Source organism: Paracoccus sp. NBH48 (genome assembly GCF_015390265.1).
Taxonomy (GTDB): domain Bacteria; phylum Pseudomonadota; class Alphaproteobacteria; order Rhodobacterales; family Rhodobacteraceae; genus Paracoccus; species Paracoccus marcusii.
Genome location: NZ_VUOJ01000004.1, coordinates 807,802 through 834,157, shown reverse-complemented (window position 1 = coordinate 834,157; position 26,356 = coordinate 807,802). Strand labels below are relative to the sequence as shown.

Here is a 26,356-nt window from a genome sequence, read left to right as displayed (position 1 = left end):
TGATCGCCAGAAGCGTTGTTTTCATTTGCCATTATCTGGAGTCCCACCTCGAAGTATCAGCATTGAGCGTAGCCTGCACTGTTGACGTTGACAAGCATTCTGAGCAAGCTCGTACGTCGTGGCGCACAAAGATCTTGTGACCGTTCTTACCAAGAATTCTCCAATCAAAAAGTTCCCTCCCATGCATCCTTTGCCCGACGAAGAACTAGCCTATAAACCCGAATTAATTTTTGGTCCTGGTCGGCCCGATCGGGTGCAATATAGATGCGGCGCAAGATGCCCTTGACACCCACCTTACGCGCTTTGGCTATCAAACAAAGCTAGTGCATATTACGAAAGCTGTAGGAGAAGTTATCCCTCAAGCAGCCGAAGTTTCGCAGGGACGATACGAGCAGAAAATCACCGAACTTAACAACATTGTTTCTCTTTCAGGTGAAAAAGATTTTCTGGCAAAGATTGCAGTTCTATTTATTGGTCGGCACAGGCTGGAGCGGAATAAAGAAACCGGATTGGATCCGTCATTGATCGCGGATACTCCAGCAAATGGAACGGCATTTGTTATTAGACAACTGAAGCGATCGCAAGAAATCGAGCTGCTGCGAAAAGTCTACGGGGAGAAATTTATACAAGTCTCCGTCTCTGCCGATGAAGCTGAGCAACTAACCGCAGTGCAAGGCATAATCGGGAAAGAAGATCCATATCTCCCTCAAGACGAGCGCGAACGAAAAGCCCGTAGCCTAATTCACAAGGACAAGAACGAGGCCGCAAGAGACCTTTGGCCAGCGCATGCTCGATACATATCACTCCGGCGACGTGTTCGTCGGGGGAAGTGCGACCAAGATACATTCTCAGGTCGGGCGGTTCATCGATGCCTTCTTCGGGTCAAACTACATAAGCCCGACGAAGGACGAATTCGGCGCTTATCTTGCAAAAGCGGCATCTCTTCGAACGCTAGATCTGTCTCGCCAAGTTGGCGCTGCGATCGTCTCCTCGGATGGAGACGTGATCACCTTAGGGTGTAACGAAGTTCCTAAGGCCAACGGAGGGAATTATTGGGGAGAAGACGAAAACCCGCAGCGCGACATTGAGCGCCGGTTCGAATCAAACAAGCTGGAAACCAACCGGATAATTCACGATTTTATCCATGCCCTGTCGAAACACTCTATGGTCCAATGTGATCCCGAAAAGATCCTTGGCACCTCTGAGTTATCTCAACTTCTTAAAGCATCTCCAATTTCGGACTTGACCGAATTTGGCCGGATGACACACGCCGAAATGTCAGCACTGATGGACGCAGCAAGAATTGGGCGCTCCGTGAAAGGTGCAACGATCTATGTTACCACTTTTCCGTGCCACAACTGCGCAAAGCATATCATCGCGTCTGGCATCAAACGGATCGTATACATCGAGCCGTATGCGAAGAGTAAAGCAATTGAATTAAATGGCGACGCCCTTACAACATACACTAAATCAAGTGACCGTGTAATCCTTGAACATTTTCATGGAATTTCCCCTGCGCGGTACAGAGAAATCTTCGACAAACCCAGAAAGAGGCGAGACGAAAACAACAACATAAAGCCATGGCACTTTCGACAAGCCGAAGCCGATGGTAAATCAGCTAATTAGCACCCATATAATGATTGAGCCCGGCGCACTGAAGGAATTCAAATTAACTCTTAATAAGGTTAGCGATGGCTTGAGCGCTTCCCGCACTTAACAAGCTGGTCGCGCCCCGAAAGTCACATCTCCAAGGCGCTCGCAGCTGAACGGAGGTACTCAGGCGAGAATCGGGCGTAGGTTGACCGGGTAATTGCCGGATTTGTGTGACCCAAGTACTGCGCCGATCTCCTCCATAGGCACCCCTGCCTCGGCCATGAAACGACCAGCAGTCCGTCGCAGATCATGAGGGGTGCAGTGGTCGATCCCTGCCCGCTTTACTGCCGCATTGAAGCCCGTCTTGATCGAGCTAACCTTCCGCCCGCCCCATTCGATCACATAGGCAGAAATTGCCGCCTTGTCTGCAGTCTGAAGGGCCGCCATAAGGGTGTCGTTGATCGGTACCGTGGCCCTGCCCTTGCGCGGTCCGATGTCATTCGTTGCCAGCTTGATCAGTCGGCGATCCAGATCCACACGATCCCATGTCAGTTCCAGAAGCGCGCCGATCCGGCCCGCCGTCGTCAGCATCAGCAGCACCACAAGACGAATGTGGGGATCCCCGCAAGCGGTCAATAGCCGTGCGACCTCGTCGCGGTCCAGATACCGCTCACGCGGTGGCGGCGTCTGCGGCATTTCGATCCGTGGCGCATTGCGGATTAGCTTCGCCTTAACGGCCCATGTCAGAGCTGTCCGGAGGCAGCCAAGCTCCGTCCGGATCGTCGCATCCTTGCGCCCTGCCTGGCGGCGGTTCGCGATGAAGCGCCGGCAGTCCTCGATGCTGATCTGGTCAGGACTGAGGTGCCCGAATACTGGAAGGACGTTCTTGCCTGTCTGGGCCAACTTTGATTCTTGGCGGCGGCCTGCGACCTCTTCCTGATAAGCGGCCCATAGCTGTGAAACGAGGAGGCCCTTAGCGGGTGCCGTCTGCCGCAGGATTAGGTCGCGCGCTTCGCGCTCAGCATCTTTCTGCGTGTGTGCCTCAAGGCGATAACGTCGCCGGCTTCCTCCGTCGTCGTTCCACATGACGACGAACCGGCCCTTGAGTCGTCCGATCCTGTAATCCCGCATTCGTAGTCCTCTACCGCCCTGGCCGTGATGCGCATCACTTTTTCCGACTCGGAACGCTGGCAACGTCCCGCTGCGCACCATGGCCCGGACAGTCTCGGCGCTGCAATCCCAACGCTCCGCCAGCAGCTCGGGGGTGTATGGTCTCGCCATCAGCTGGCCTCCTCGAATTTCTCGGACTCGTGTCCCCAGTTCGACCACCCTGCCCGCCTCTGCCGGCTGAACACCTCGATACGCCGCGCGTCGGGCATCAGCTTTTCGGCCGCGGCGAAGGCCTCCTCCGGCTTGCGGCTATGCTCGCGGATCTGGCCCATGATGACGGAACTGGTCGAGCTGGTCGTCTTCGGCGCGCCGCGCGTGCCGATCAGGAACGGCTCGCCAGCACCGCGCAGGATGTAGCCCATACCCATGTTCAGCTTGCCGTTCACGGTCGTCTTCACCCAGTGGCCCGACGTCTTATACTCGAAGCCCCAGGCCTCGATCACTGCCAGGGCCTGAGGCAGCATCGTGTTCAGGCCCCATAGCCACAGCAGGCAGTTTGGCGCGGCCAATGCCGCGACGGGCAGTGCGGCGATCTCGTCGATCGACATGCAGGCGTACTTGGCCTGAGGCGACCGCGTCTCGCCTTTCTCCGACCGCATCTCATACCGCCAAGGCGGGTCGGCCATGATTAGGTCGAAGCCGCCGAAGGGCCTCAAGTTGTTGAACTGGTGCAGGACGGTGGTCATTTCCTGCTGGCCCGTGCCAGCCGTGCTGCATGGTCCAACTTTGCCACGGTCATCACTGCGGGTTTCAGTTCAGGCGCAGCATCGTCGTATTTGACGCCTGACCAGCGGGCGTTCAGCCGTGGCAACAAGGCCTGCGGTATGGCTTCCCAATTTTCCGGGGCGCAGTTCTTCTTATCGCCGTCCAGGCATTTCAGAACGTGCCCCTCCGGGACCGGGCCATTAATCTGCTCCCAAAGATAGCGGTGTTTGTGCACCGGGCGGGTATCGGCGCCCGTCCAAGGGTTTTTCTCGGCCACGATCATGATGACGTAGCCCTCCTTGCTGTCGACGCGTTCGTGACCAGGGCCACGATAATTGTGCGGGAGCTGTCCGGCCTTGAACGTCGTAGCCAGACACTTGGCGCGCACCTCCGGCGACATCGGTTTGCCCTTGTTGAACGGCACCTGTCCCTTGCTGAAGCATCCGGTGCGGCCGGTCATCCAGCGCTTGCGCTTGCACAGGTTCTTGAAGGCGCCGAGGAGCACATCGTTCCGCTGCCAATAGGCACAGAACAGGGCATGCAGTTCGGCGCGCGGCATATCCTTGCGGGCCTCTATCCATGCCAGCTCCTTGGGTAGATAAACAATAGCTCGACCTTTCATGTTTCGGCCCGCCCAATCTGCGGCAGCATGGGCATGATCTGCTGACCATGTTCCGCCCATAGCTTGGCTGCCTTCAACTGCGTGTCCGCATTGCTGATGATGGTGTCGGCCACCGCAACGATCGCCGACGCCCGCTTGGCCTCCTGCTCGATCTGCTCGGCCGTCATATCCTCATCGGACAGACGCTCTAGGGCGGCAAACAGGTGATTGTTGAGATCTCCAAGCTTGTTCTTCATGCCACCAGCTCCTCGCCATCGTAGCCGCGCCCGCCGTCCATAGCGGCCAACTCTTCGTCCATGCTGAATGTCTTCGGTGTGCCCTGCATGACCGGGGTGCCACTGCCGCGCCGTCCGGTAATCCTCCCCATGCTTGCGTGGGTTCCACTCGCCCTCACCCTCGACCTTGACGCCGTGCTATCGATCATCAGGTGTAGCGGGCCGTTGGGGCCACGATATGGGCTATTCACGGCCAGCGTCCTCTGGCTGCGCAATAGCGTGCCGAACTCCGGCATAGCTCAATTAGAACCCATGAGATGCAACAGGCTCTAGAAGAAGCCACTCGCCAAGATCACTCGGACCAGTGTCGTTTCGATGGCTCGATCTGCCGTAATGCCATGCCGAACAGATCCTTCATCATCAGACAAGTATGGATGACGGTATCGTCGTAGACCTATTGGCGGTCACACTTGCCTGATGGCGCGGCATTCCGGTTCACCTCGGGGTCGAACCAGATCGTCGCGAACTAGGGCGCTTGGGCGCTTCATTGCAGGCCGGCCAGTTCCTGGTCCTGTAAACTGGGGGTGTCGGATTGCTCATGTAGCCCAGTTACCAAGCTGGGTTCATAAGATAAATCCCTTGCAGAATTTGTGTAGCAGAGCCGGCGGAAGCGACACATTTCACCGCGGCTCAAGATACAATAAATAAAACATAAATCTTTATTATGCAGTATACGCACGAAAGCAAAGCCTGATTTCCAATCCACAGCGACAAGGAGGAAACGTAAGTCTAACGGTCGACATGGCGCCACACATTACCATCAAGCTGAGGAACCCCTTAAGTAGCACGCACCAACATAATCCATGACAAAACCATGCATAAATCATTATACTTAGATAGATTAGCAGCGCCAACTCAGATATTAAACATTGCGTCGCTCAGTTAGATAAGCATGGCTTTTAAATTAAAGATGCTTAAAAAGAAAATCGCACCAGGAATAATTATTAATTACTTAAAATGAGATCAATATTTCTAAAAATTTATTGACAAGCAAAGCCGCAATGATCAGAAATTCTATAAAAATATACCTAGACTGGCGCCAGCCCTTTTTACAGCTGAACATATAAGTAAGAACCAAAAAAATTTAGTGAGTCCCGTTTACCATTTAAAAACTGTTATTTTTGATCCTATCGCCTGGCCTGTTGCCGTCATACAATTACCTTACACACAAGTTCCCTTTGAATGTATTGCACAGTATATTTTAGCAGGGCTTAATGTACGCCGGCATAGCATGATCAGGGATGCCGAACCTTGGGTAGGGGGATCACGACTATCCGGTCGCGCTGATCCTCCGCTACAAGCGCTGCAACCTTTGCGCGGACCGTGCGATAGGCGCTGTTGTGCTGATAGGACGACAGCGCGTCATCGATCAGGCGCAATTCATCCTCGGTAAACAGTCGGGCCAACGATATCTCTCCAGCTGCTGCGTCAAATTACGTGGCGGGGTGTAAAGGATCGATCATTAACAATTTGCACGGAATGCATTCACCACGCTTCGACGGATGCCGGCAAGTAAGGTATCTGTGACCCTGCAACATCTTGCGCATCACACGAAAAGGCGCTTCCCCCTGCGGCGTCAGGCGGACGGCGTGAAGCGGCGCATTGTCAGTTCGATGACCTCCTCGTCATCGGGAAGCGGGATCGCGCTTTCCAGCATCACCTTCTGCATCTTGCCGCCGATCTCGATCAGGCCTTCGGCATATTGTGCCAGCTGATCCTGCGTCATCTTGGTCGTGGTGCGGATCCGGATATAATCGCCACCGGTATCGACGATCTCTCCCGAAAGTTCGGGGCCGTCTTCCAGGGTCAGTGTTGCATGGGTCATCGTTAACTCCTTGTCGGCCTGCTTATGTGCAGCCCTCATCCGAACGCGCGATGGCGGGAATGGGTCCGCGATCCGCCCGGCAGGTACCGCAACGTTCGCTTGGCCGTGCGGAGGCTGGCGCGACGCGCGACCGTACAGCGCCCGGTCCTCCACTTGACCGTTGCGGATCCGTTGCCGGCGACGCGGCACAGGCAACGCGCGCATGGTTAACGAAGTATTACCGCAAAGGCTGTGTAACGGGCCCTGCAAACAGCGCAGATCGGAGACGTCACCATGCCGACCGGAAAGATCGCGGCCCGCCTCGGGGTCATCAACAGCGAAAGCTCCCGCCCATTCGTCAACGCGTTCAAGCAGGCCTGGTCGTGGCAGTCGGACCGGGGCGGCCTGCAATGGGACGCACTGGTGGCCGCAGGGCACATGACTGCCGGTGGGCGGCTGATCTCGATCCCGCCGAACTCGGGGGGCTTCCGGACCCGCGTCTTCCACAACATGCCGGCCCAAGCCGGCGGAACCGGCCGCTGGCGCCTGCGCTGGCAGGGGACCTGCACGATCGACGTCATCGGCGGCACGAACATCAACCGGTCCCTGCCGAACGAAATCTATTTCGACTTCACCGCGAACGGGTCCAGTTGGGTCGACATCATCGTCCGGACCATTGACCCTGCCGGCGGGCAGATCCGCAACATCCGCCTGAACCACCGGGACGACTGGCCCGACGCCGACCGCGGCGCGATCTTTCGCAGCCAGTATCTGGACACGGTGCGCGGCTTTGGCGCGCTGCGGTTCGACGAATGGGTCGGCATCCTGACCAGCGCGGACCAGGGTGGTCTGCGGATCACCAACTGGGCCAGCCGCGCCCTGCCGACCGACGAGATCTTCCACCGCTTCGTGCCCTACGAGTGGATGGCCGCGCTGTGCAACCAGGTCGGCGCGGACATGTGGCTGTGCCTTCCGACCGCGGCCACCGATGATCATTTCCGCCAGTGTGCCACGCTGATCCGGACGCTGATGCCCGCGCCGCGGCACGTCTATGTCGAATACAGCACCAAGACCTGGGACTTTTCGGGCACGCCCCAGGCGCATTACTGCGCCGAGCAGGGCCGCCTGGCCTTTGGCACCGCCACGGGGTCCGAGTTCCGCAACTGGTACGGCATGCGCGCCACCCAGATGGCGCAGGCCTGGCGCGCGGTCTGGGGCAACGACACCCGGCTGCACACCGTGGTCCAGCACCAGGCCGATTGGGTCGGCGGCGAGGCCGACATCCTGGTCGCCCCGCTGTGGCGGGACCGCAGCGGGACACGGGGGCTGCCGACCTATGTCGCGCCGCATTCGGTGATCGACATGCTGACCGTGCATGCCCAGGTTGACGGCGGCATGGCCTATGGCGCGCGCGTGGCCCAGATCGACGGCTGGCGCACGACCCTGTCGCAAAGCGCGGCATTCGACCGGATGCGCGACCAGATGCTGACGGGCGCGAACTGGGCGGCCGATCGGACCGTCAGGGCGCTGACCCCCAAGTGGCGGCATTACCGCACCGAGGCGACGAAGTATGGCATGGAACTGGGCGCCTACGAGGTCGGCAACCATCTGAACGGCGTCGGAGGCACCACCGCCACGCGGGCGTTCCTGCATGCGTTCTCGGTCAGTGCGCAGATGGGTGCGGTCTATGCCGCCACCATCGCCGCGCTGCGGACCCAAGGGTTCGACGGGCCGATGGCGATGTCGGTCGAATGCCGGTTGCCGGACGCGAATGTCTGCCACGGCCTGCAGCGCTGGCTGGGCGACCGCAACCCGGCCTGGACCGCGGTCGCGGCGCTGATGGAACCAGTGGTGGTCCCGACGCCCACTCCGACTCCTACTCCCACTCCGGCACCGACACCCACGCCGACTCCTACTCCTACTCCTACGCCGACCCCGGCGCCTACACCCACTCCAACCCCGACGCCGACGCCGACGCCGACACCAACGCCAACTCCTACTCCAACGCCAACGCCGACCCCGACGCCTAATCCCACCCCGACTCCGACGCCCCAGGAACCGAACATGAGCGATCGCAAGAAACTGACCGACGTCTTGGCGGCCCTGCTGGCCACGACCACGGACCTGCAAGCCTATCTGGCTGCGCAGCCGGCCGTGACGCCCGCACCCGTTCAGCCGGCACCGGTTACGCCCGCACCGGTCACGCCGACGCCCACCCCCGCGCCGACCCCAGCACAACCCGCGCCCGTCACCCCGGCTCCTGCGCCGATCCAGCCTGCACCCGTGCAGCCGGCACCTGTCCAGCCCGCGCCGGTCGCGCCGCTGCTGCCCACGGGCTATCGCGCCGTTCAGGACTTTACCATCGACCGCTCGCTGTCCTTTGACTGGAGCAGCGCGGGAGGCATCAACATCTTCCTGCCGAACTGGGCCGGGGGCGACCGGGGCAACGGCGTGGGCGGCAGCCTGGGCACGCCGGCCCGCGTCACCTACAACACCGACAAGTCCGTCTCGATCAGCGCAGCGATGGAGGGTGGCCAGTGGCGGAACGGTGCGATGCAGCTGAACCGCCCGTCAGCCGCCATCGGCAAGTGGGGCGCGGTGGTCACCAGCCACACCAGCAGCGCCGTCAATGCCTTCTTTACCCACGCGGACAACGGCAAGGAGCTTGATTTCGAACTGGTCAAGCGCAACGGTGTGATCGGATGGGCGCCGGCCGTCCACATGCCCCGCACCGGGGGTGGCCGTGCATCGTCCGACCGCCGCACGCTGGCACTGGGCGAGTTCAAGCCGGGCGTGCCGCAGCGCCTGGAGTTCGAGCTGTTCGCCGACCGCTGCGTGTTCTCGATCGACGGCAAGGTGTTCGAGACGGTGCGCCATGCCGACATGGCGTCCGGCTTCATCTGGGACCTCACGACGAGAATGGCGACGCTGACGACGATCGAACGTCATGCCGCCTGGGCCGGCTGGGCCACCGAGGACTATGCCCGCGAAAGCCGGATGACCATCCACGGCTTTGCCCTGCCCACGATGCCCTGACGGTCAGACGCCAAGGAATGAACCATGCCCCGCCATCGTGCGGGGCATGGTCTATTGCATGGGATGCGTCCGAATCCGGTGTCAGGCCGCCGCAGGCAGGGCATCCGCCCGCGACAGGCGCGGGGCGACCGGGTTCGCGGCATGGTGATCGACCAGATGCGGAAAATCCTTGGCCAGCTTCAGATCCTTGGTCATCTGCAGACTTTCCGCGACCAGCACGGTCCCGGCGTCATCGGCCTTGACCGAGAGCCAGCTGTGATCCTCGACCAGGATATGGAAATAGCTGCGGCCGTCGATCAGACCGCGTTTGCTGCTGACCGCGCCGGCCTCGACATTGAAGCCGTCGACCCGCACGCCATGATTGGCCGAAAGACGAACGCCGGCGACGATGCTGGGCCGGTCGCGGAACTGCGTCGGCTGCCATGATCCGACCGACAGGACGCGCTGCGGCCCCTTGGAGGTGGTGATGATGTCGCCGGCCTGGATGGTCTCGACCTTGACCCATGCGTTGTCCGCCAGGATCAGCGTGCCTTCGCAAAAGCACGGACCGCCGATGTTCTGCGGCGGGTTGGACCCGACATCGTCGCCGCCGCGCGTCCCCAAATACAGCAGCGCAAGCGGGATCAGCGCCAGCCAGTAATTGGGCGCATTGCCAACGGCCGCGACGGGCGTGGCGGCGGGGGTGAATTCCACGATGGGCGCCACGTAACCGCCTGCATAGGCCGCCACGGAACTGCCGAAGGCCGCGACGCCGGCCGTCAGCGCCTGAAGCAGGCGACGGGACGATTTTGCAGAACCCTGGGAAATGCGGTCGTCACGGCCGAAGCGGTTGCCTTTGGCCGGCGCGGTGCGCTTATCGCTGATACGCATACTGTGCGATCCAATTCACTTGTGACTGATTGTCGCGCAAGATGAACGCCCTCTGCTGCCGATAAAAGCGGCAATTTAAGGCGAGAATTGGGCAGTAACGCAATTCAGGGTTTAGTTAAGTGTCATTACAGTGGGTTGAATATTCAGGTGCCTGTCCAATTATACAGGTGGTTCCTTTTCGCCGAAACGCCCGCGTTCGGGTGTTTATGCCCAAGCGCCCCACATTCAGCCAAAGCACGATACTCTGCGCCAATTTCCTTCGGAATCAGTCGACATCGCGGTCTTGCTGCGCTGACCGCCCCTGGCCCACGACTGTCCGGCAGTTATCAGCGCCTTTTCTAATGGTAGGCGCTGATAACGACTGGCAGGCGGAAGGAGTGAAATCAGAACGACAGTGGATGACGCTCAAATTTTCCAATAAACAGCGCGCACTTTTTAGAATGCGCATCAGCCACGACAGTACCAGGATGATGATCCGCAATTCACCGACAATTACGGTGCAGGTATCGGCGGCATAATATCTTCGGATTGTATTGAGCGCGCATCGCCTGTCAGGCACTGCGCCCGGCATTGGTGCGGGACGCACCATTCGATGCCGTCAATGCGAACGGGCCCGGCTTTGGCCGGACCCGTTCGGATCGTGGGGTGGATGGGTCAGGGACGCGCCTTGACGACCTGCAGCAGGGGCATGACGTCGGACATGTCCGGGCCATGCGCCTGGCCGGTCACGGCCTTGCGCAGCGGCATGAACAGGCCCTTGCCCTTGCGGCCCGTGGCCTCCTTGACCGCCGCGGTCCATTCGCCCCAGGTCGCGTCTGTGAAGGGGCCCGCAGGCAGCAGGGTCATGGCCTGCGCGATGAAGTCGGCATCCTCGGGGTCGATCTGGGGCTCTGCGCCCTCGCTGAAGATCCGCCACCAGTCGCCCAGGTCGTCCAGGCGGGTGATGTTCTGGGACGCCACGCGCCAGAAGCGTTCGGCCTGATCGTCCGGCACGCCCAGGGCCGCGATGCGGTCGGCCACCGCCGCGAAGGGCAGCGCCTGGTTGCGTTCGCGCGTCAGCGGCCACAGATCCTCGGCATCGAACTTGGTGGGCGATGCGCCGAACTGGCCCAGATCGAAGGCCTCTGCCAACTCGTCCAGCGAGGCCAATCCGACCGGCACGCCCGACCCCAACCGCGCCATCAGCGCGATCAGCGCCTCGGGGGCCACCCCCGCCTCGCGCAGGTCCTTGAGCGACAGGGCGCCGATGCGCTTGGACAGCTCCTCGCCCTTGGCGCCGGTCAGCAGGCTGTGATGGGCAAAGGCCGGGGGCGTGCCGCCGATGGCCTGGATGATCTGGATCTGGGTGGCGGTGTTGGTCACATGGTCCGAGCCGCGCACGATATGGGTCACGCCCATGTCGGTGTCGTCCACGCTGCTGGCAAAGGTGTACAGCACCTGGCCGTCGGCCCGGATCAGCACCGGATCGCTGACGGATGCGGCGTCGATCGAGATGTCGCCCAGGATGCCGTCTGTCCATTCGATCCGGTTCTGGTCCAGCAGGAAACGCCAGTATCCCTCGCGCCCCTCAGCCCGCAGGCGATCCTTGTCGGCATCCGACAGCGACAGACCGGTGCGGTCATAGACCGGCGGCTTGCCCATGTTCAAAAGCTTCTTGCGCTTCAGGTCCAACTCGACCGGGGTCTCGAAGACTTCGTAGAGGCGCCCCGAGGCGCGCAGCGCATCGGCCTCGGCGCGATAGCGGTCCATGCGCAGCGACTGACGCTCGACCCGGTCCCAGTGCAGGCCCAGCCAGTCCAGGTCGCGCTGGATGCCGTCGACATATTCCTGCTTGCTGCGTTCCTGGTCGGTGTCGTCCAGGCGCAGGATGAAGGTGCCGCCGGCCTTGCGGGCGATCAGATAGTTGAACAGCGCGGTGCGCAGGTTGCCGACGTGGATATGGCCGGTGGGCGAGGGCGCGAAACGGGTGATGGTCATGGGGCGTCTCCTGTTGCTGTTGCTCTTTCACAGCCGGGCATTTTTGTCCATATCGGGGGGACCATGCAGGAGGCGCTGGAATGAGTGACTGGAACGGCCGCACGGCCCCCGACGCGGCCGAGATCGAGGCCATGGCCCGGCACGCCATGACGACCCTGCCCCCCGAATTCCGCGAAGCCGCGGCACAGGTCGCCATCCGCGTCGCCGAATTCGCCCCCGAGGACGTGCTGGACGAGTTGCAGATCGACGACGCGTTCGACCTGACCGGCATCTATGACGGCATCCCCGTGACCGAGAAATCGATCAGCGACCAGCCGGGCGGGCCGGACATCATCTGGCTGTACCGCCGCCCGATCATGGACGAATGGGCGTCGCGTGGCGACGTGACCCTGGGCGATCTGGTCACCCATATCGTCACGCACGAGATGGCGCATCATTTCGGCTGGTCCGACGACGACATCGCCACCATCGACCGCTGGTGGGAATGAGATGAGCGGTCAGGCCCCCATCCTGACCGTCACGCTGAACCCGGCGCTGGACCTGTCGACCGCCGCCGACAGCGTCGTGCCCGACCTCAAGCTGCGCTGCGACAAGCCGGTCGTCGATCCGGGCGGCGGCGGCATCAATGTCAGCCGGGCGATCAAGATCATCGGCGGCCAGTCCACCGCAATGGTGGCCCTGGGCGGCGCGACGGGCCAGCGCATGGCCGACATGCTGAAGGCGGCGGGGCTCAAGGTGCTGCGCCTGACCGCGCCGGGCGAAACCCGCCAGTCGCTGGCCGTCACCGACCGCGCGACGGGCGGGCAGTACCGGTTCGTCATGCCCGGCCCCGAATGGCACATGACCCAGCTGGCCAGCACCATCGCCGCCATCGCCGAAGCCGCCCTGGCCGGGGGCTGGGTGGTCGTGTCGGGGTCGAACCCGCCGGGCATCGCGCCGGGGTTCGAACAGATGCTGACCGTCAGGCTCAAGGACGGGCGGGCGCGGCTGCTGGTGGACACGTCGGGGGACGCGCTGCGCGCCCTGGCGGGGTCGTCCATTCCCGTCGACGTGCTGCGCATGGACAGCCACGAGGCCCAGGGCCTGGCGGGCCGCCCCCTGCCCCTGCGCAGCGACAGCGCCGAATTCGCGGCGGGGCTGGTTCGCAACGGGGCGGCGAAATCGGTGATCGTGGCGCGCGGCGCGGACGGGTCGGTCATCGCTGGACCCGACGGCGCCTGGCATGCCGCGGCGGCGCCGGTGCGCGTGGTCAGCGCCGTGGGCGCGGGCGACAGCTTCGTCGCGGGCTTCGTGCTGGCGGCGGCGCGCGACTGGCCCATGCAGGAGGCGCTGGCCCTTGGCGCGGCGGCCGCCTCGGCGGCGGTCATGACGCCCGCGACCGAATTGTGCAACGCCGCCGACGTCCGCCATTTCTATTCACAGCGCGTCGTGACGCGGCTGTAACAAAAGAGGCCGCCCGAAAGGGCGGCCCTGATCGTCGATGCGCGCAGGTTTCAGGCGGCTTCGGCTTCCTCGGCCTCGGCGGCCATGCGGCGCTCGCTCTCCTCGCGCGACAGCGCGACCGAGGTGCGCACGCCCTTGGACACGAATTCCATCAGGCCCTTGACCACACGCTCGTTCGGGTCGATCCCGGCGCAGGACAGCACCTCGCGCCCATCGCGCGAGCGCGCCCAACGGGCGATCTGTTCGGGGCCGTTGCCGTATTTCTTGTCATCCGCAATGGCATCATCCAAGGCTGCCAGCACCACCGCTGCAAACAGCTTGCGGGCACGCTGGCCCTGTTCGAAATTGAAGGCCGAGCCGTCGACAAAATCGCGCATCTTGTTTTCGTCCATTCTCTTGCGGCCCCGATCGGGAGTCAGGGCCTTATGGGAAAACTTGACGTTTCCCCTGTTTCTTGAATCCGCTTCTCTGACGGTGCCTGCTGCCTTAGCCGTTCGGCCCGCCGATTCGGTATCCCTTCACTCGCATGTCTGCCATGTCCTTACTGCATGTCGCGCAAATTGCGGGAAAAATCGTGACCCCACTGCGCCAGTGACGTGGCGATGATCTTGTTGGCATCTTGACAACGCCGCAGTTCCGTTCTGGTTGCCTGATGCCGCAGCCCTCGATATAGGGGGCCAGAATTGTCGTTCAACGGCTGGCAATGCCAGGACGGCCCGAAATTTCCGCAAACGCACGAGACCCATCCCATGCCCAAGATCAACGGCAATGAAATCCGCCCCGGCAACATCCTGGAACATGACGGGGGCCTGTGGGGCGCCGTCAAGGTGAACCACGTCAAGCCCGGCAAGGGCGGCGCCTTTGCCCAGGTCGAACTGAAGAACCTGCGCGACGGTCGCAAGCTGAACGAGCGTTTCCGCAGCGAGGACAAGGTCGAACGCGTCCGCCTGGACCAGAAGGACCAGCAGTTCCTGTACGAATCCGACGGCAAGCTTGTCTTCATGGATAGCGAGACCTTCGAGCAGACCGAACTGGACGCCGACCTCTTGGGCGACCGCCGCCCCTTCCTGCAGGACGGCATGACCGCCACCATCGAATATTATGGCGAGGAGGCCCTGTCGGTCTCGATCCCGCAGAAGGTCACCTGCACCGTCGCCGAGACCGAGCCGGTCGTGAAGGGCCAGACCGCCGCCAACAGCTACAAGCCGGCGATCCTGGACAACGGCGTGCGCATCATGATCCCGCCCTTCGTGGGCGAGGGCGAGGCGATCGTCGTCAACACCGAGATGTTCGAATACAGCGAACGCGCCTGATCCAAGACCCGTCCTGACACGCGCGCCCCGCAGGCCCCCTGCGGGGCGCGTCGCGTTCTCACCTTTGCGTGAACGCGGTGATGGGGTGTGGTGCCGGGCATCGCTTCGCGGGAAAGATCGCGCAAACCCCCGAAAAAGGAGATGCCCGTGACCGTCCTGTCCCGCCGCCACCTGATGCTGACCGCCGCGGGCGCCGCCGTCGCGATGCCGTTCCTGGGCCGCGGCTTGGTCTTTGCCCAGGAACCGGCCGCCACCGCGATCCCGGCCTTTCTGCCAACGGTCCATACCCGCACCCTGGGCAACACCACCGTCACCACCATCGCCGACGGGCATTTCGACTTTGCCAAGGATCTGGTCGTCAACCTGGACGATGCGGCCTATGGCGCGGCCCTGCGTGCCGCCTATCTGGACCCCGAACAACCGATCCGCGTGCCGGTCAGCGTGCATCTGATCCGCCAGGGCGATCAGCTGACGCTGGTCGATGCGGGCGGCGGGTCGGCCTTCGGTCCCACCACCGGGCATCTGGCGGCCTCGCTTGCGGCATTGGGCGTGACGCCCGACCAGATCACCCGGATCGTGATGACGCACCTGCATCCCGACCATGCGGGCGGACTGGTGGGCGATGCGGGCGCGGTCTTTGCCAATGCCGCGCTGCACGTCAACGAGGACGAGCTGGCTTTCTGGACCGACGAGGCGACGGCCAGCGCCGCGCCCGCCGATGTCCAGCCCTTCTTCGCGCTGGCCCGCGGGGTCCGCGACGCCTATGGCGACCGCGTCCAGACCTTTGCCGGAGAGGCCGACCTGGGCGGCGGGATCACCACGATGGCCCTGCCCGGCCACACGCCGGGCCACAGCGGCCTGCGCCTTTCGGATGGCGACGCACAGATGATCATCCTGGGCGATGCCGCCGCCCTGGCCGCGCTGCAGTTCCGCCACCCGGATGCCGGCGTGGCCTTCGATACCGACGCAGGCCAGGCGGCCACGACCCGGCGCAACCTGCTGCAGATGGTCACCGCCGACCGGATTGCGGTGGCGGGCACGCACCTGCCCTTCCCCGGCATCGGCCATGTCGAGGCGCGCGGCGACGCCTTTGCCTGGGTGCCCGAGGACTGGTTCGCGACCCGCGCATGAACAGCGCCCTGAACCTGACGGGCCGCCTGCTGATCGCGGTCCTGTTCATCGGCGGCGCGCTTCAGAAGGTTGGCGACCCGACGCAGGTCATCCGCATGATCGAAAGCCTGGGCCTGCCCGGCGTACTGGTCTGGCCGGTCGCGGCCTTCAACCTGGTCGCGGGCATCTGCCTGATCCTGGGACCGCGCGTGCGGACCTGGGCGCTGCTGTTGGCGGTCTATTGCATCGGGACCAGCTGGTTTCACTGGCAGCTGCGCGCCGACCCGTGGCAGGTCACCATCGTGGTCAAGAACTGGGCCGTGGCGGGGGGCCTGCTGATCCTGGCGGCGCAGGGTCCGGGCCGGTGGGTGCGCTGGCGCTAATCGAACAGCGACAGCTGGGCGGGGCCGTCATCGGGGGCCTCGAACCCCGACAGCGTCACGCCCAGCAGGCGCGCGCCGCGCGGATCGGGCAGCACGCCCGCCGCCAGGTCGCGCGCGATGGACAACAGCTCGTCCTGCGAGGCCACTGCATGACCCAGGCTGCGGGCGCGCGTGATCTGCTGGAAATCGCTGAACTTGACCTTCAGTGTCACGGTCCGCCCCCGCAGGTCGTGGCGCGCGACGGCGGACCAGACCTTGGCGGCCAAAGGATCCAGCGCCTCCTGCGCGGCGTCCAGCGCCATGATGTCGGCGGAATAGGTGTTTTCCGCCCCCACGGACTTGCGGATGCGGTCGGGGCTGACCCGGCGGTGGTCGATGCCCCGCGCGATGTTCCAGTAATAGCGCCCCGACTTGCCGAACCGCCGCAGCAGGAAATCCAGGTCCTGCGCATGCAGGTCGGCCCCGGTGGCGATGCCCATCGCCTGCATCTTGGCCGCCGTCGCGGGCCCCCACGCCGTGGAACTTGCCCACCGGCAGGGACAGCACGAAGCCCGGCCCCTGTTCTGGCGTGATCACGCACAGACCGTCAGGCTTGTTCTGGTCGGATGCCAGCTTGGCCAGGAATTTGTTGTAGCTGACGCCCGCGCTGGCGGTCAGGCCCGTGGTCTCGCGGATGCGGGCGCGGATCTGGGACGCGATCTTGGTCGCGGTGCGCCCGTCAAGGTGATCGGTCACGTCCAGATAGGCCTCGTCCAGGGACAAAGGCTCGACCAGGGGGGTGTAGTCCAGGAAGATGTCGCGGATCTGCTGGCTGACCTGCTTGTAGACGTCGAACCGGTGCCGCACGAAAATCAGGTCGGGGCACAGCCGGGCCGCCGTCACTGACGGCATGGCGGACCGCACCCCGAACACCCGCGCCTCATAGCTGGCGGCGGCCACGACGCCCCGCGCGGCGGACCCGCCCACGGCCACCGGCTTGCCGCGCAGTTCCGGAAAATCGCGCTGCTCGACCGAGGCGAAGAAGGCATCCATGTCGATATGGATGATCTTGCGCGGCCCCGGCGCGGGGTCGGTCACAGCGGGAACAGCCGCGCCTCGCCGGCCTGCATCTCGGGGGCCACGCGGTCGTGGCGGACATGGGCGATGGCCTGCCCGCCGGACTGGGTGAAGACCGCGCCGACCTCTCGTCCCTCGGCGGTGATCGGCGTGCCGACCGGGGCGGCACCCTCGATCCGCAGCACGGTCAGGCCCTTGCGCAACTCGGTCTTGTGCTTCATCCGCGCGGTGACCTCTTGACCGACATAGCAGCCCTTACGGAAATCCACGCCGTGCAGACGCTCGAACCCGGCCTCCAGGATATAGGTGTCGTTCGGGATCAGCTCGACCAGAGTCTCGGGGATGCAATGCGCGACGCGGATGGCATCCCAATCCGTGCCATCATCCCCCGCCGCGCCGTAATGCCGCCAGCCCAGGGCCGGATGCCGCGTGTCGACCACCGCGCCCTCTGGTGCGGGGCCGGTGCCGCGTGCGACGGGCATGTCCACAGCCTCCAGCGCGACCTTGCTGCGCAGCTTGTACATCGACAGACGGCGCAGCAGGTCCTCGGCCAGCCGCGCATCGACGTCGATCAGCAACGAGTCGCCGTCGGGCACGACCAGGAAATCGGCCAGGTACTTGCCCTGCGGCGTCAGGATCGCGGCCCAGATCGGGGCACGGGCCACATCGTTGGTCACCAGCCCCTGCAGAAAGGGCAGGCGGTCCTCGCCGGTCAGGCGGATGATCTGGCGGGTCATTCATTGTCTCCGAATTGCAGCGCGACAAGGCGGGCATAGGCGCCGCCCTTGGCCATCAACTGGTCATGACTGCCCTGTTCGACAACCCGTCCCGATTCCATCACGACGATCTTGTCGGCGTTGCGGATCGTCGACAGGCGGTGGGCGATGACCAGCGTGGTGCGTCCGCGCGACAGGTGGTCCAGCGCATCCTGGACCAGACGTTCGCTGGCCGTGTCCAGTGCGCTGGTCGCCTCGTCCAGCAGCAGCACGGGCGCGTCGCGCAGCAGGGCCCGGGCGATCGCCACGCGCTGGCGCTGTCCGCCCGACAGGGCCGACCCGCGCGGACCCACGGGGCTGTCCAGCGTGCGGCCATCGTCCAGGAAGTTGCTGACATTCGCGGCCTTCAGCGCGGCCTGCAGGTCGGCATCGGATGCGTCGGGGCGGCCCATCAGGATGTTGTCGCGCAGGCTCTCGTCGAACAGGGCCGATTCCTGGGCCACGGTCGAATACTGGTCGCGCAGCACGCCCAGGTCATAGTCGCTGACCGGCGCACCGCCCAGGCTGACCAAGCCGCGGTCCGGGTCGACCATCCGGGTCAGCAGGTTGAAGACCGTGGACTTGCCCGCCCCTGACGGGCCGACCAGCGCGGTGGTCTGGCCGGCCTTGGCGGTGAATGACAGCCCGTGCAGCACGACCTGCCCGTCATAGGACAGCCAGACGTCGTCCAGAACGATCTCGGTCGTGTCGGGCGGCGCGGTGCGGGGGCCGGACACGACCGTCGGACGGGTGTCGAAGACGTGATAGATGCGCTCCAGGCTGGCGGCGGCGGTCTGCCAGACGCCGGCGATCCCGCCAAGGCGGCGCATCGGCTGGAACGCCAGCGCCAGCGCGGTGAAGAACGCCATGAAGTCGCCGACGCTGCGGTCGCCGTCCATCACCTGGTTGCCGCCCAGCGCCAGCACCGCGACGAAGCCGATGCCCGTCACCACGTCGGTCAGCGCCGGGATCACGCTGGATGTCGCCGCGACCTTGGTTTCGGATGCGCGGATGCGGGACACGATCGCCGCAAAGCGGGCGGTCTGGTCCGCCTCGGCCCGGTTCAGCCGGATCGAGGCGATGCCGTGCAGCACCTCGTCCAGCCGGGTGGCGCGCAGGCTGGCGTTCACGCGGTTCTGGCGCACCTTGCGGCGGATGTATTTCTGCACCATCGCGGCGGGCATGATCAGGATCGGCGCGCCCACCAGCGCCCCCAGCGTCCAGATCGGATCGATGCTCAGCGCCACCCCGAACAGCATCACCAAGCTGATGGCGTCGCGCGTGGCCCCCGTGATCAGCGTGGCCCAGACCCCCTGGACCGCCATCGTGTCGCCCTGGATCCGCTCGATCATCGCGCCGGGCGAATTGTCGCGGAAAAAGCGGCTGTCCAGCGTCAGGATATGCGCCAGCAACTGCGTCTGCATGGTCGTGGACACCGCCAGCGAGATCGTCGTCAACAGGGCCCGGCTGGCCACCAGCGTGACCGCCCGCAGCAGGAATATACCGAAGATCGCCGCCCCCACCCACCAGATCGCGCCCGGCTGCTTGCCAATGAAGACCAGGTCGAACAGCGGCTTCAGCATCCAGCTGATCAGCGCCAGCGTGGACCCCTCCAGCGTCATCAGGAAGAAGGCCAGCGCCATCTTGCCCCAGTGCTGGCGCAGATAGTCGTCCCACAGCCGCCGCAGCAGACCGGGCACCTTGGACGCATCCGGGGCGGGCGGCACGGTCGCGCCGCGCGTCGCGGCGGCAATCAATCGGGAGGGGCTGTCCTGGCGCGGGTCCACGTGTCTGTCGGGCCTTTCGGTCGCGGGCGCGGGCGCCCTTTTCGATCACGCCCAGCCATACCCCTTTCCGACCTTGCGCCACAAGGCCACCCCCCGTTGACGCGGACGGGGTGTGGCCGTACCGATCTTGCACGATGTGAAGGAACGCTTGCGATGAGCCTTGCCCCCGGACCCGACCTGATTGCCATTCCCGGACCCTCGCCGGTGCCGGCCCGCGTGCTGAACGCGGCGCACCGCGCCTCGCCGGACATCTATGCCGACGATCTGGCGCAGGTGAACCTGCAGGTCATGGCCCACCTGAAGCGCCTGGCGGGGACGCGGGCAAACCTGGCGCCCTATATCGGCAACGGCCATGCCGGCTGGGAGGCGGCGTCGGCCAACATGTTCGCCCCCGGCGACCTGGCGCTGGTGCTGACCAGCGGCCATTTCGGCCGGTCCTGGGCCGAGATGACCGAAGGTCTGGGCGTCACGGTCGAGCGGCTGGACTTCGGCGCGCTGGCCCCCGATCCCGCGCGCCTGGCGGCCCGCCTGGCCCAGGACCCGCAGGGCCGCATCCGCGCCGTGATGGTGTGCCAGACCGACACGGCCAGCGCGACCCTGGCCGACATCCGCGCGATCCGGACAGCGATGGGCGATCACCCGGCGCTGCTGGTCGTGGATGCCATCGCGTCTTTGGGCTGCGCGCCGATGCGGATGGACGACTGGGGCGTCGACGTGCTGATCGCCGCCAGCCAGAAGGGGTTGATGTGCCCGCCCGGCACGGTCTTCGTGTGGTTTTCCGACCGGGCGGCGGCGCGCGGGCGGACGTCGCTGACGTCTCCGTGGTGGGACTGGCACCTGCGCGCGGGGTCGGACGCGCTGTGGCGCTGGTGGGGCGGCACGCCGCCCGTCCAGCAGATCTTCGCCCTGTCCGAGGCGCTGACGATGATCCTGGACGAAGAGGGGCTGGAGGCCACCTGGGCGCGCCACGACCGCCTTGCCCGCGCCACCTGGGCCGCCGTCGACGCCTGGTCGGTCGGCGGCAGCATCCGCCTGTCGGTGGCCGATCCCGCCGCCCGCGCCTGTTCGGTGACCGCGGTGACGCTGCCCGGGGCCGACGCGCTGCGGGCTTGGGTGACGCGCGAATGCGGGGTGACACTGGGCGTGGGCCTGGGCGCGCCCGACCCGTCGGGTGCGCTGCGCATCGCGCATATGGGCCACAGCAACGCGGGCGTCCTGCTGGGCACGCTTGGCGCGATCGAGGCCGGGCTGACCGCCCTTGGCATCCCGCACGGCACCGGCGCATTGGAGGCGGCAGCGGCCAGCATCGCCCGTTCGGCAGGAACCGCCGGCAGCGGCCGGCACTGACGCGCCGGGCCGCCGAAGGCAGGCCCGGCGCCACCGAACGGCCCCGCGCCGTCAGGCGCCACGCGCGGCGGTCGACCGTTCGGACCGGTGCGACTGCGTGCAGATGACGGGCGTTCGCCTCAGGTTGGATACGGCACCAAAAGGTGGCTTTTACGCAGCTTCGTTGCCTGCGACGCGCGCCAAGGTCACCACCGTATCGCCATAGTTGCGCCGGTCCAGCAGCGTGACCCCTGCTGGCAGCATCGGCAGGCGCGATTCCTCCCAGATGATCCATGCCCCCGCGCCGATCCAGCCGCCCTGCATGGCAGAGGCCAGTGCGATCTCTCCGCGTCCCTGGCCATAGGGCGGATCAAGGAACACGACGTCGAACGTCGGCCCTTCGTGCCGCCCCAGCCTGGTCGCATCGCGGCGCAGCAGGCTGGCTTTGTCCTGCACCCTGGCCTTGGTGATGTTCTGCCGCATCAGGGCATGGGCGCGGGCGCCGTCATCGACTAGGGTCGCGTGGGCAGCGCCGCGCGACAACGCCTCCAGCCCCAGCGCCCCGGTCCCGGCGAACAGGTCTAGCACGCGCGCCGCCGGCAGTGGATTGCCGTGCGTGCCATTGATCAGCAGGTTGAAGATCGCCTCGCGGACGCGATCAGTCGTGGGGCGGAGATGCGCCGCCGGATCGCCTGCACCCAGGTCTGCCAGCTTCAGACCGCGCAGCGTGCCGCCGACGATCCTCATGATGGCGTCCCGCGGTGGCGGCGGGGGGCATCCTGCCCCCCGCTCCCCCCTGGGCCGATCTGCGAACCGGACCCGGTCATGCCATCAGCGCCTTGAGGTCCGCGACGGTCGATATCACCGCCGGGTCCGGACTGATCCCGCCCTCGATCAGGCGCTTGCCAATCATGTAGGCGCGGGCGTCGTTCAGCGCATCGACCGCGATCAGGGTCCCCTGCCGGTAATACCAGACCGATGCGGCGTGATCGCCCTGCCCCACCCGCGTGACGACCTGATCATGACCCGTATTCAAACCCGCGATCTGCAACTTGGCATCGAACTGATCCGACCAGAACCATGCCTTGGGCACATAGTCCCGCGTCAGCCCCAGCATGTTGTCGGCCACGCATTCCGCCATGTCGATCGCCCCGCCAACGCTTTCCAACCGCAGCCGCCCGCCCTGCCAGGGCGTGCTGGCGCAATCGCCTGCGGCCCAGATTAACGGATCCGACGTGCGGCCGTGCAGGTCGGTCGCGATGCCGTTGTCCAGATCCAGCCCCGCCGCGCCGGCAAGCGCGGTTTCCGGCAGCACGCCGATGCCCATGATCACCAGATCCGCGTCGATCTGCCGGCCGTCGGTCAACGCGACCCCGGTCGCCCGGTCGTCCCCGGTGATGCGGCTGATCCCCGTGCCTTCCAGGATGGTGACGCCATGCGCCCGGTGCAGCGCGCGGATCAGGTCCGCGGTCTGGGCGGCCGCGACCCGGCCCAGGATGCGCGGTGCCGCCTCTATCAGCGTGACCTCCAGGCCCAGCTTGCGCGCCACCGCCGCCGCCTCCAGTCCAATATATCCACCGCCGATCACCACCAGGCGCCGCCCCTCGCGCATCTGCGGTGCCAACGCGTCGACATCGGCCAGGCTGCGGATCACATGCGTGCCGGGCAGGTCGCCGCCCATCGCCGCGGGCAGGCGCCGCGGCGCCGCGCCCGTGGTCAGCGCCAGCGCGTCATAGGAATACGTGCCCCGATCGGTCGTCAGGACCTGCCCCGCCCTGTCGATGGACAGCGCGGTTTCCGACAGGTGCAGCGCGATCCCCTGGTCGCGCCACCATTCGGGCGCGCGTAGCGTCAGGCGGTCCAGCCCCATCTGGCCCAGCAGATAGGCCTTGGACAAGGGCGGGCGCTGATAGGGGGCGGCGGGCTCGTTTCCGATCACCGTCAGCGGTCCCTCGTGGCCCTTGGCCCGCAGCCGCGCCGCCATCGACGCTGCCGCCTGCCCCCCGCCCACGATCACGATGCGCATCTGCCGCCTCTCTGGTCTGTTCACCGGAGGCACCCTATAGTCGCCGCGAATCCGTTGCAATTCAGGAGAATGCGATGACCATCACCGCCGGGGACAAGCTGCCCCAGGGCCAATTGCTGCGCGTGGGCGAGGCCGGCCCCGAGACCGTCGACACCGCCGACCTGATGCAGGGCAAGGTCGCCCTGTTCGGCCTGCCGGGCGCCTTCACCGGTACCTGCACGAACGCGCATATGCCCAGCTTCGTGCGCAGCGCCGACGCGTTCCGCGCCAAGGGCGTCTCACGCATCGTCTGCATCACCGTGAACGATCCCTTCGTGGCCAAGGCCTGGGCCGATCAGACCGGCGCGACCGAGGCCGGGATCGAGGTCCTGGCCGATGCCGACGGCAGCATGACCAAGGCCCTCGGCCTGGACTTCACCGCCCCTCCGGTCGGCTTCTTCGGCCGCTGCAAGCGCTTTGCGGCCTATGTCCAGGACGGCGTGGTCAAATCCATGGATGTCGAGGACAGCCCCGGCACCTGCAGCGTCAGCGCCGGAGAGGCCCTGCTGGAAAAGGTCTGACCGCAGACCCATGGCACGACACCTGGGGGCCCGGGGGGCTGGCCCCCCGGCCCTTCGCGGGACGCAAGGGCCCGCTCACGGAGACAGATCGCCCTTGCGGAAGGGGGTGAACTCGGCCAGCGCCTCGATCTCGGCGCCCATCGCGTCGCGTTCCTGATCCAGATAGTTTTCCAGCGCGCGCAGGAAGCCCGGATCGCGCACCCAGTGCAGCGAATGGATCGGCACCGGCTCGTATCCCCGCGCCAGCTTGTGATCCCCCTGCGCCCCCGCCTCGACCCGGCCCAGCCCATGCGCGATCGCATGGTCGATGGCCTGGTGATAGCACAGCTCGAAATGCAAAAAGGCGTGGTCGGCCACGCAGCCCCAGTAGCGGCCATAGATCGCGTCCGGCCCCAGGAAGTTCAGCGCCCCCGCGATGGGCCGGCCGTCGACCTCCGCCAGCACCAGCAGGATGTCGTCGCGCATCGTGTCCTGGATGCGGTCGAAGAAGGCGCGGGTCAGATAGGGCTGCCCCCATTTGCGCGCCCCGGTGTCCTGATAGAATTCCCAGAACGCGTCCCAGTGATGCGGCCTCAAGTCGTCGCCGGTCAGGTGCCGGATCGTACCGCCGAACGCCTGCGCGCGGGCACGCTCCTTGCGCAGATCCTTGCGCTTGCGCGAGGACAGTGCTCCCAGAAAATCGTCATAGCTGGCATAGCCGCGGTTCAGCCAATGATACTGCTGCGTCACGCGCGGCAGGAACCCCGCCGCCTCGCCCAGATCGGCCTCGTGCTCGGTGCAGAAGGTGACATGCGCCCCCGACACGTCAAGCCGCTCGGCCACCTGCATCAGACCCGCCAGAAGGCCCGCGCGGGCCTCGTCGTCGCGGGCCAGCAGGCGCGCGCCGGTGGCGGGGGTGAAGGGCACCGCGCATTGCAGCTTGGGATAATAGCGCCCGCCCGCACGCACATAGGCCTGCGCCCAGGCATGGTCGAAGATGTATTCGCCCTGGCTGTGCGACTTGGCATAAAGCGGCGCCGCGGCGACGGTCTGCCCGTCGCGTTCCAGCGTCAGGTGCAGCGGCTGCCACCCCGTGCCGGTGCCCACGGATCGGGACTGCTCCAGCGCGGACAGGAAGCGGTGCGTGGTAAAGGGATTGCCGTCGCCCAGAGCGTCCCAGTCCTCTGGGTCGATGGCGGCGATCGAGGGATGGGTGGTCAGGGTCATCATGTCGGTCATGCCCCGGAAGATAGGGTGCGGGGCGCGGCTTGTCAGGGCCCGCCGGTGTCGCGGGGCGCCGCAGGTCGGCGCCCCTTGGGTATTTGTGCAGCGAAAGGGCGTCAGATCGCCGCGCGATAGCCTTCGAAGGTGATGTTCGTGGCGACGCGGCGGGCGGCCTCCTCCTCGGCGGCGCTGCGGATGGTCCAGGTCAGCACCGGAACGCCCTGTGCGCGCAGCGCATCGACGCGCGGATTGTCCAGATCGCCCTTGTCATGCGAAATGAAGCACGCCCCCACCGCATCGAAATCGCGAATCTGCGCCAGCTCCTCGCGTCGGGCGGGCGCGACCTGCGGCCAGTCGCCCTCGGGAAAGGCGCAGGTGGTCAAGCCCACCGGCACGTCCGGAGCCGCGGCGCGGAAGGCCGCGATCATGTGCGGGTTGAAGGACATGACCGCCACCGGCCCGTCATAGCCTGCCAGCACCTTGGCCACGCGCGTGGACAGCGGGCCGACATCTGGCCCACAGGCGCCGTCCTGGTCCTTGATCTCGATCAGCAGCGGCACCTGGCCCGCGACCAGGTCAAGGAACCGGGCCAAGGTCGGCACCGGCTCGTCCGTGCCCAGGAGGCGCAGGCCGGCCAGCGTCTGCGCGTCGGTCGCGCCGATCACGCCCTCGGCCCCGGTCAGCCGCTTCAGCCGATAGTCGTGAAAGACCAGCGGCTCTCCGTCCGGGCCGGGCTGGATGTCGCATTCGATGCCGTAGCCCGCCTCGATCGCGGCGCGGGCTGCGGCCAGGCTGTTTTCGGGAACCCCCGCGCCATGCAGGCCGCGATGGGTGATCGGCACGGTCAGAAAGCGCGGGTCCAGCATCAGCGGACCTCGAAGACGGCTTCGATCTCGACCGCGACGCCGAAGGGCAGCGAGGGCGCGGACACCGCGGCGCGCGAATGACGCCCGGCCTCTCCGAAGACCTCGACCATCAGGTCGGAACAGCCGTTGATGACCTTGGGCTGATCGGTGAAGTCGGGGGTCGAGTTCACGAAACCGGTCAGCTTGACCACCCGCGTCACGCGGTCCAGGTTGCCGATCGCGGCCTTCAGCTGCGCGATCAGCGCCAGCCCGCAGCGGCGTGCGGCGGCGGCGCCGTCCTCCAGGCTGGTCGTGTCGCCCAGCTTGCCGGTGATCAGCCCATTGTCGTCCGCGCTGATCTGCCCCGAGATGAAGACCAGGTTGCCGGTCTGCACGAAGGGGACATAGTTCGCCGCCGGCATGGGTGCTGCGGGAAGGGTGATGCCTTTTTCGGCCAAGGTCTGTTCGACGCTCATGGGATCCTCGCTTGGTTTCGC

Annotated in this window: 26 protein-coding genes and 2 pseudogenes; 9 read left to right on the top strand and 19 right to left on the bottom strand. The window is 65.2% G+C overall.

Annotated elements, in window-relative coordinates; all coding sequences use genetic code 11:
* The first annotated feature begins 786 nt into the window (after positions 1-786).
* Complete coding sequence (locus F1642_RS10970) at positions 787-1,626, top strand: deaminase (protein WP_194886224.1); 840 nt, start codon at positions 787-789, stop codon at positions 1,624-1,626.
* Positions 1,627-1,776: 150 nt separating this feature from the next.
* Here F1642_RS10970 and F1642_RS10965 read toward each other — a convergent pair whose 3' ends face one another.
* The 7 genes and pseudogenes from F1642_RS10965 to F1642_RS10940 all read right to left on the bottom strand — a co-directional run bounded on the left by F1642_RS10965 (position 1,777) and on the right by F1642_RS10940 (position 6,190).
* A complete protein-coding gene (locus F1642_RS10965; protein WP_255522366.1) occupies positions 1,777-2,724 on the bottom strand; it encodes a site-specific integrase in 948 nt (315 codons plus the stop codon).
* A 149-nt stretch (positions 2,725-2,873) separates the two neighbouring features.
* On the bottom strand, positions 2,874-3,449 hold the full coding sequence (locus F1642_RS10960; RefSeq protein ID WP_045999994.1) for an MT-A70 family methyltransferase: 576 nt from the start codon (positions 3,447-3,449) through the stop codon (positions 2,874-2,876).
* Positions 3,446-4,027, bottom strand: coding sequence for an HNH endonuclease signature motif containing protein (locus tag F1642_RS10955; RefSeq protein WP_255522365.1), 582 nt, complete (start codon positions 4,025-4,027; stop codon positions 3,446-3,448). The genes F1642_RS10960 and F1642_RS10955 overlap by 4 nt, the downstream gene beginning before the upstream one ends.
* Positions 4,028-4,086: 59 nt before the next feature.
* Positions 4,087-4,326: a hypothetical protein gene (locus F1642_RS10950; RefSeq protein ID WP_046000324.1), complete on the bottom strand. Its 240-nt coding sequence runs from the start codon at positions 4,324-4,326 to the stop codon at positions 4,087-4,089.
* 72 nt (positions 4,327-4,398) lie between these two features.
* Positions 4,399-4,905, bottom strand: a pseudogene (locus tag F1642_RS15895) (transposase); the annotation flags it as partial.
* A gap of 695 nt (positions 4,906-5,600) precedes the next feature.
* Positions 5,601-5,771 (bottom strand): hypothetical protein, encoded by a 171-nt coding sequence (locus F1642_RS10945; RefSeq protein ID WP_157001307.1) that lies wholly within the window; start codon positions 5,769-5,771, stop codon positions 5,601-5,603.
* Between the two features lie 170 nt (positions 5,772-5,941).
* On the bottom strand, positions 5,942-6,190 hold the full coding sequence (locus tag F1642_RS10940; RefSeq protein WP_045999992.1) for a hypothetical protein: 249 nt from the start codon (positions 6,188-6,190) through the stop codon (positions 5,942-5,944).
* A gap of 273 nt (positions 6,191-6,463) precedes the next feature.
* Here F1642_RS10940 and F1642_RS10935 point away from each other — a divergent pair, with 273 nt between their 5' ends.
* Complete coding sequence (locus F1642_RS10935; RefSeq protein WP_194886223.1) at positions 6,464-9,205, top strand: hypothetical protein; 2,742 nt, start codon at positions 6,464-6,466, stop codon at positions 9,203-9,205.
* An 81-nt stretch (positions 9,206-9,286) separates the two neighbouring features.
* Here the strand turns inward: F1642_RS10935 and F1642_RS10930 are convergent, their stop codons facing one another.
* Positions 9,287-10,075: a hypothetical protein gene (locus F1642_RS10930; RefSeq protein ID WP_194886222.1), complete on the bottom strand. Its 789-nt coding sequence runs from the start codon at positions 10,073-10,075 to the stop codon at positions 9,287-9,289.
* Between the two features lie 654 nt (positions 10,076-10,729).
* Positions 10,730-12,052: a glutamate--tRNA ligase gene (gene gltX, locus F1642_RS10925; protein ID WP_194886221.1), complete on the bottom strand. Its 1,323-nt coding sequence runs from the start codon at positions 12,050-12,052 to the stop codon at positions 10,730-10,732.
* Positions 12,053-12,132: 80 nt separating this feature from the next.
* On the opposite strand from gltX, the gene F1642_RS10920 reads away from it, so the two are divergent.
* Positions 12,133-12,540 carry a metallopeptidase family protein gene (locus tag F1642_RS10920; protein WP_045981063.1) on the top strand — a complete coding sequence of 136 codons (408 nt, stop codon included), beginning with the start codon at positions 12,133-12,135 and terminating at the stop codon, positions 12,538-12,540.
* A gap of 1 nt (position 12,541) precedes the next feature.
* On the top strand, positions 12,542-13,495 hold the full coding sequence (locus F1642_RS10915) for a 1-phosphofructokinase family hexose kinase (RefSeq protein WP_194886220.1): 954 nt from the start codon (positions 12,542-12,544) through the stop codon (positions 13,493-13,495).
* A gap of 50 nt (positions 13,496-13,545) precedes the next feature.
* Here F1642_RS10915 and F1642_RS10910 read toward each other — a convergent pair whose 3' ends face one another.
* On the bottom strand, positions 13,546-13,872 hold the full coding sequence (locus F1642_RS10910; RefSeq protein ID WP_042251710.1) for a DUF6280 family protein: 327 nt from the start codon (positions 13,870-13,872) through the stop codon (positions 13,546-13,548).
* Positions 13,873-14,244: 372 nt separating this feature from the next.
* On the opposite strand from F1642_RS10910, the gene efp reads away from it, so the two are divergent.
* The 3 genes from efp to F1642_RS10895 all read left to right on the top strand — a co-directional run bounded on the left by efp (position 14,245) and on the right by F1642_RS10895 (position 16,301).
* A complete protein-coding gene (gene efp / locus F1642_RS10905) occupies positions 14,245-14,808 on the top strand; it encodes an elongation factor P (RefSeq protein ID WP_042251708.1) in 564 nt (187 codons plus the stop codon).
* Between the two features lie 147 nt (positions 14,809-14,955).
* Positions 14,956-15,939, top strand: coding sequence for an MBL fold metallo-hydrolase (locus F1642_RS10900; protein ID WP_282028292.1), 984 nt, complete (start codon positions 14,956-14,958; stop codon positions 15,937-15,939).
* Entirely contained in the window at positions 15,936-16,301 is a 366-nt protein-coding gene (locus tag F1642_RS10895; protein WP_045999986.1) for a DoxX family protein, read from the top strand. Before F1642_RS10900 ends, F1642_RS10895 begins: the two co-directional genes overlap by 4 nt.
* On the opposite strand, the gene F1642_RS15890 is transcribed toward F1642_RS10895, so the two are convergent.
* The 4 genes and pseudogenes from F1642_RS15890 to F1642_RS10880 form a co-directional block, all read right to left on the bottom strand.
* A complete protein-coding gene (locus F1642_RS15890; protein WP_255522364.1) occupies positions 16,298-16,780 on the bottom strand; it encodes a hypothetical protein in 483 nt (160 codons plus the stop codon). The genes F1642_RS10895 and F1642_RS15890 overlap by 4 nt on opposite strands.
* An 85-nt stretch (positions 16,781-16,865) precedes the next feature.
* Positions 16,866-17,333, bottom strand: a pseudogene (gene dinB / locus F1642_RS15885) (DNA polymerase IV); the annotation flags it as partial.
* A 41-nt stretch (positions 17,334-17,374) separates the two neighbouring features.
* A complete protein-coding gene (locus tag F1642_RS10885; protein WP_139598540.1) occupies positions 17,375-18,094 on the bottom strand; it encodes a folate-binding protein YgfZ in 720 nt (239 codons plus the stop codon).
* Positions 18,091-19,755 carry an ABC transporter ATP-binding protein gene (locus tag F1642_RS10880; RefSeq protein WP_194886267.1) on the bottom strand — a complete coding sequence of 555 codons (1,665 nt, stop codon included), beginning with the start codon at positions 19,753-19,755 and terminating at the stop codon, positions 18,091-18,093. The genes F1642_RS10885 and F1642_RS10880 overlap by 4 nt, the downstream gene beginning before the upstream one ends.
* A 297-nt stretch (positions 19,756-20,052) precedes the next feature.
* Between F1642_RS10880 and F1642_RS10875 the strand changes: the two genes are divergently transcribed.
* Positions 20,053-21,246: an alanine--glyoxylate aminotransferase family protein gene (locus F1642_RS10875; protein WP_194886219.1), complete on the top strand. Its 1,194-nt coding sequence runs from the start codon at positions 20,053-20,055 to the stop codon at positions 21,244-21,246.
* A 150-nt stretch (positions 21,247-21,396) separates the two neighbouring features.
* Here the strand turns inward: F1642_RS10875 and rsmD are convergent, their stop codons facing one another.
* Both rsmD and F1642_RS10865 read right to left on the bottom strand, forming a co-directional pair.
* Complete coding sequence (gene rsmD, locus F1642_RS10870) at positions 21,397-21,972, bottom strand: 16S rRNA (guanine(966)-N(2))-methyltransferase RsmD (protein ID WP_194886218.1); 576 nt, start codon at positions 21,970-21,972, stop codon at positions 21,397-21,399.
* A 76-nt stretch (positions 21,973-22,048) separates the two neighbouring features.
* Positions 22,049-23,251, bottom strand: coding sequence for an NAD(P)/FAD-dependent oxidoreductase (locus F1642_RS10865; RefSeq protein ID WP_139598541.1), 1,203 nt, complete (start codon positions 23,249-23,251; stop codon positions 22,049-22,051).
* Between the two features lie 74 nt (positions 23,252-23,325).
* Here F1642_RS10865 and F1642_RS10860 point away from each other — a divergent pair, with 74 nt between their 5' ends.
* Positions 23,326-23,811, top strand: coding sequence for a peroxiredoxin (locus tag F1642_RS10860; RefSeq protein ID WP_045999980.1), 486 nt, complete (start codon positions 23,326-23,328; stop codon positions 23,809-23,811).
* 75 nt (positions 23,812-23,886) lie between these two features.
* Here the strand turns inward: F1642_RS10860 and F1642_RS10855 are convergent, their stop codons facing one another.
* From F1642_RS10855 to F1642_RS10845, 3 genes are all read right to left on the bottom strand, one after another.
* Positions 23,887-25,029 (bottom strand): GNAT family N-acetyltransferase, encoded by a 1,143-nt coding sequence (locus F1642_RS10855; RefSeq protein WP_045999979.1) that lies wholly within the window; start codon positions 25,027-25,029, stop codon positions 23,887-23,889.
* Between the two features lie 101 nt (positions 25,030-25,130).
* Complete coding sequence (locus tag F1642_RS10850; RefSeq protein WP_045999978.1) at positions 25,131-25,880, bottom strand: glycerophosphodiester phosphodiesterase family protein; 750 nt, start codon at positions 25,878-25,880, stop codon at positions 25,131-25,133.
* Positions 25,880-26,335, bottom strand: coding sequence for a RidA family protein (locus F1642_RS10845; RefSeq protein WP_045981051.1), 456 nt, complete (start codon positions 26,333-26,335; stop codon positions 25,880-25,882). The genes F1642_RS10850 and F1642_RS10845 overlap by 1 nt, the downstream gene beginning before the upstream one ends.
* Positions 26,336-26,356: the final 21 nt, after the last annotated feature.

Coding starts and splice junctions, on each gene's coding strand:
- F1642_RS10845 (WP_045981051.1), bottom strand. CDS start 26,335: ATGAGCGTCGAACAGACCTTGGCCGAAAAAGGCATCACCCTTCCCGCA.
- F1642_RS10920 (WP_045981063.1), top strand. CDS start 12,133: ATGAGTGACTGGAACGGCCGCACGGCCCCCGACGCGGCCGAGATCGAG.
- gltX (WP_194886221.1), bottom strand. CDS start 12,052: ATGACCATCACCCGTTTCGCGCCCTCGCCCACCGGCCATATCCACGTC.
- F1642_RS15890 (WP_255522364.1), bottom strand. CDS start 16,780: ATGGGCATCGCCACCGGGGCCGACCTGCATGCGCAGGACCTGGATTTC.
- F1642_RS10955 (WP_255522365.1), bottom strand. CDS start 4,027: ATGCCGCGCGCCGAACTGCATGCCCTGTTCTGTGCCTATTGGCAGCGG.
- F1642_RS10865 (WP_139598541.1), bottom strand. CDS start 23,251: ATGCGCATCGTGATCGTGGGCGGGGGGCAGGCGGCAGCGTCGATGGCG.
- F1642_RS10965 (WP_255522366.1), bottom strand. CDS start 2,724: ATGCGGGATTACAGGATCGGACGACTCAAGGGCCGGTTCGTCGTCATG.
- F1642_RS10895 (WP_045999986.1), top strand. CDS start 15,936: ATGAACAGCGCCCTGAACCTGACGGGCCGCCTGCTGATCGCGGTCCTG.
- rsmD (WP_194886218.1), bottom strand. CDS start 21,972: ATGAGGATCGTCGGCGGCACGCTGCGCGGTCTGAAGCTGGCAGACCTG.
- F1642_RS10970 (WP_194886224.1), top strand. CDS start 787: ATGCTCGATACATATCACTCCGGCGACGTGTTCGTCGGGGGAAGTGCG.
- F1642_RS10860 (WP_045999980.1), top strand. CDS start 23,326: ATGACCATCACCGCCGGGGACAAGCTGCCCCAGGGCCAATTGCTGCGC.
- F1642_RS10910 (WP_042251710.1), bottom strand. CDS start 13,872: ATGCGCGATTTTGTCGACGGCTCGGCCTTCAATTTCGAACAGGGCCAG.
- F1642_RS10950 (WP_046000324.1), bottom strand. CDS start 4,326: ATGAAGAACAAGCTTGGAGATCTCAACAATCACCTGTTTGCCGCCCTA.
- F1642_RS10935 (WP_194886223.1), top strand. CDS start 6,464: ATGCCGACCGGAAAGATCGCGGCCCGCCTCGGGGTCATCAACAGCGAA.
- efp (WP_042251708.1), top strand. CDS start 14,245: ATGCCCAAGATCAACGGCAATGAAATCCGCCCCGGCAACATCCTGGAA.
- F1642_RS10940 (WP_045999992.1), bottom strand. CDS start 6,190: ATGACCCATGCAACACTGACCCTGGAAGACGGCCCCGAACTTTCGGGA.
- F1642_RS10885 (WP_139598540.1), bottom strand. CDS start 18,094: ATGACCCGCCAGATCATCCGCCTGACCGGCGAGGACCGCCTGCCCTTT.
- F1642_RS10875 (WP_194886219.1), top strand. CDS start 20,053: ATGAGCCTTGCCCCCGGACCCGACCTGATTGCCATTCCCGGACCCTCG.
- F1642_RS10960 (WP_045999994.1), bottom strand. CDS start 3,449: ATGACCACCGTCCTGCACCAGTTCAACAACTTGAGGCCCTTCGGCGGC.
- F1642_RS10915 (WP_194886220.1), top strand. CDS start 12,542: ATGAGCGGTCAGGCCCCCATCCTGACCGTCACGCTGAACCCGGCGCTG.
- F1642_RS10930 (WP_194886222.1), bottom strand. CDS start 10,075: ATGCGTATCAGCGATAAGCGCACCGCGCCGGCCAAAGGCAACCGCTTC.
- F1642_RS10855 (WP_045999979.1), bottom strand. CDS start 25,029: ATGACCGACATGATGACCCTGACCACCCATCCCTCGATCGCCGCCATC.
- F1642_RS10850 (WP_045999978.1), bottom strand. CDS start 25,880: ATGCTGGACCCGCGCTTTCTGACCGTGCCGATCACCCATCGCGGCCTG.
- F1642_RS10880 (WP_194886267.1), bottom strand. CDS start 19,755: ATGGCGCTGGCCTTCTTCCTGATGACGCTGGAGGGGTCCACGCTGGCG.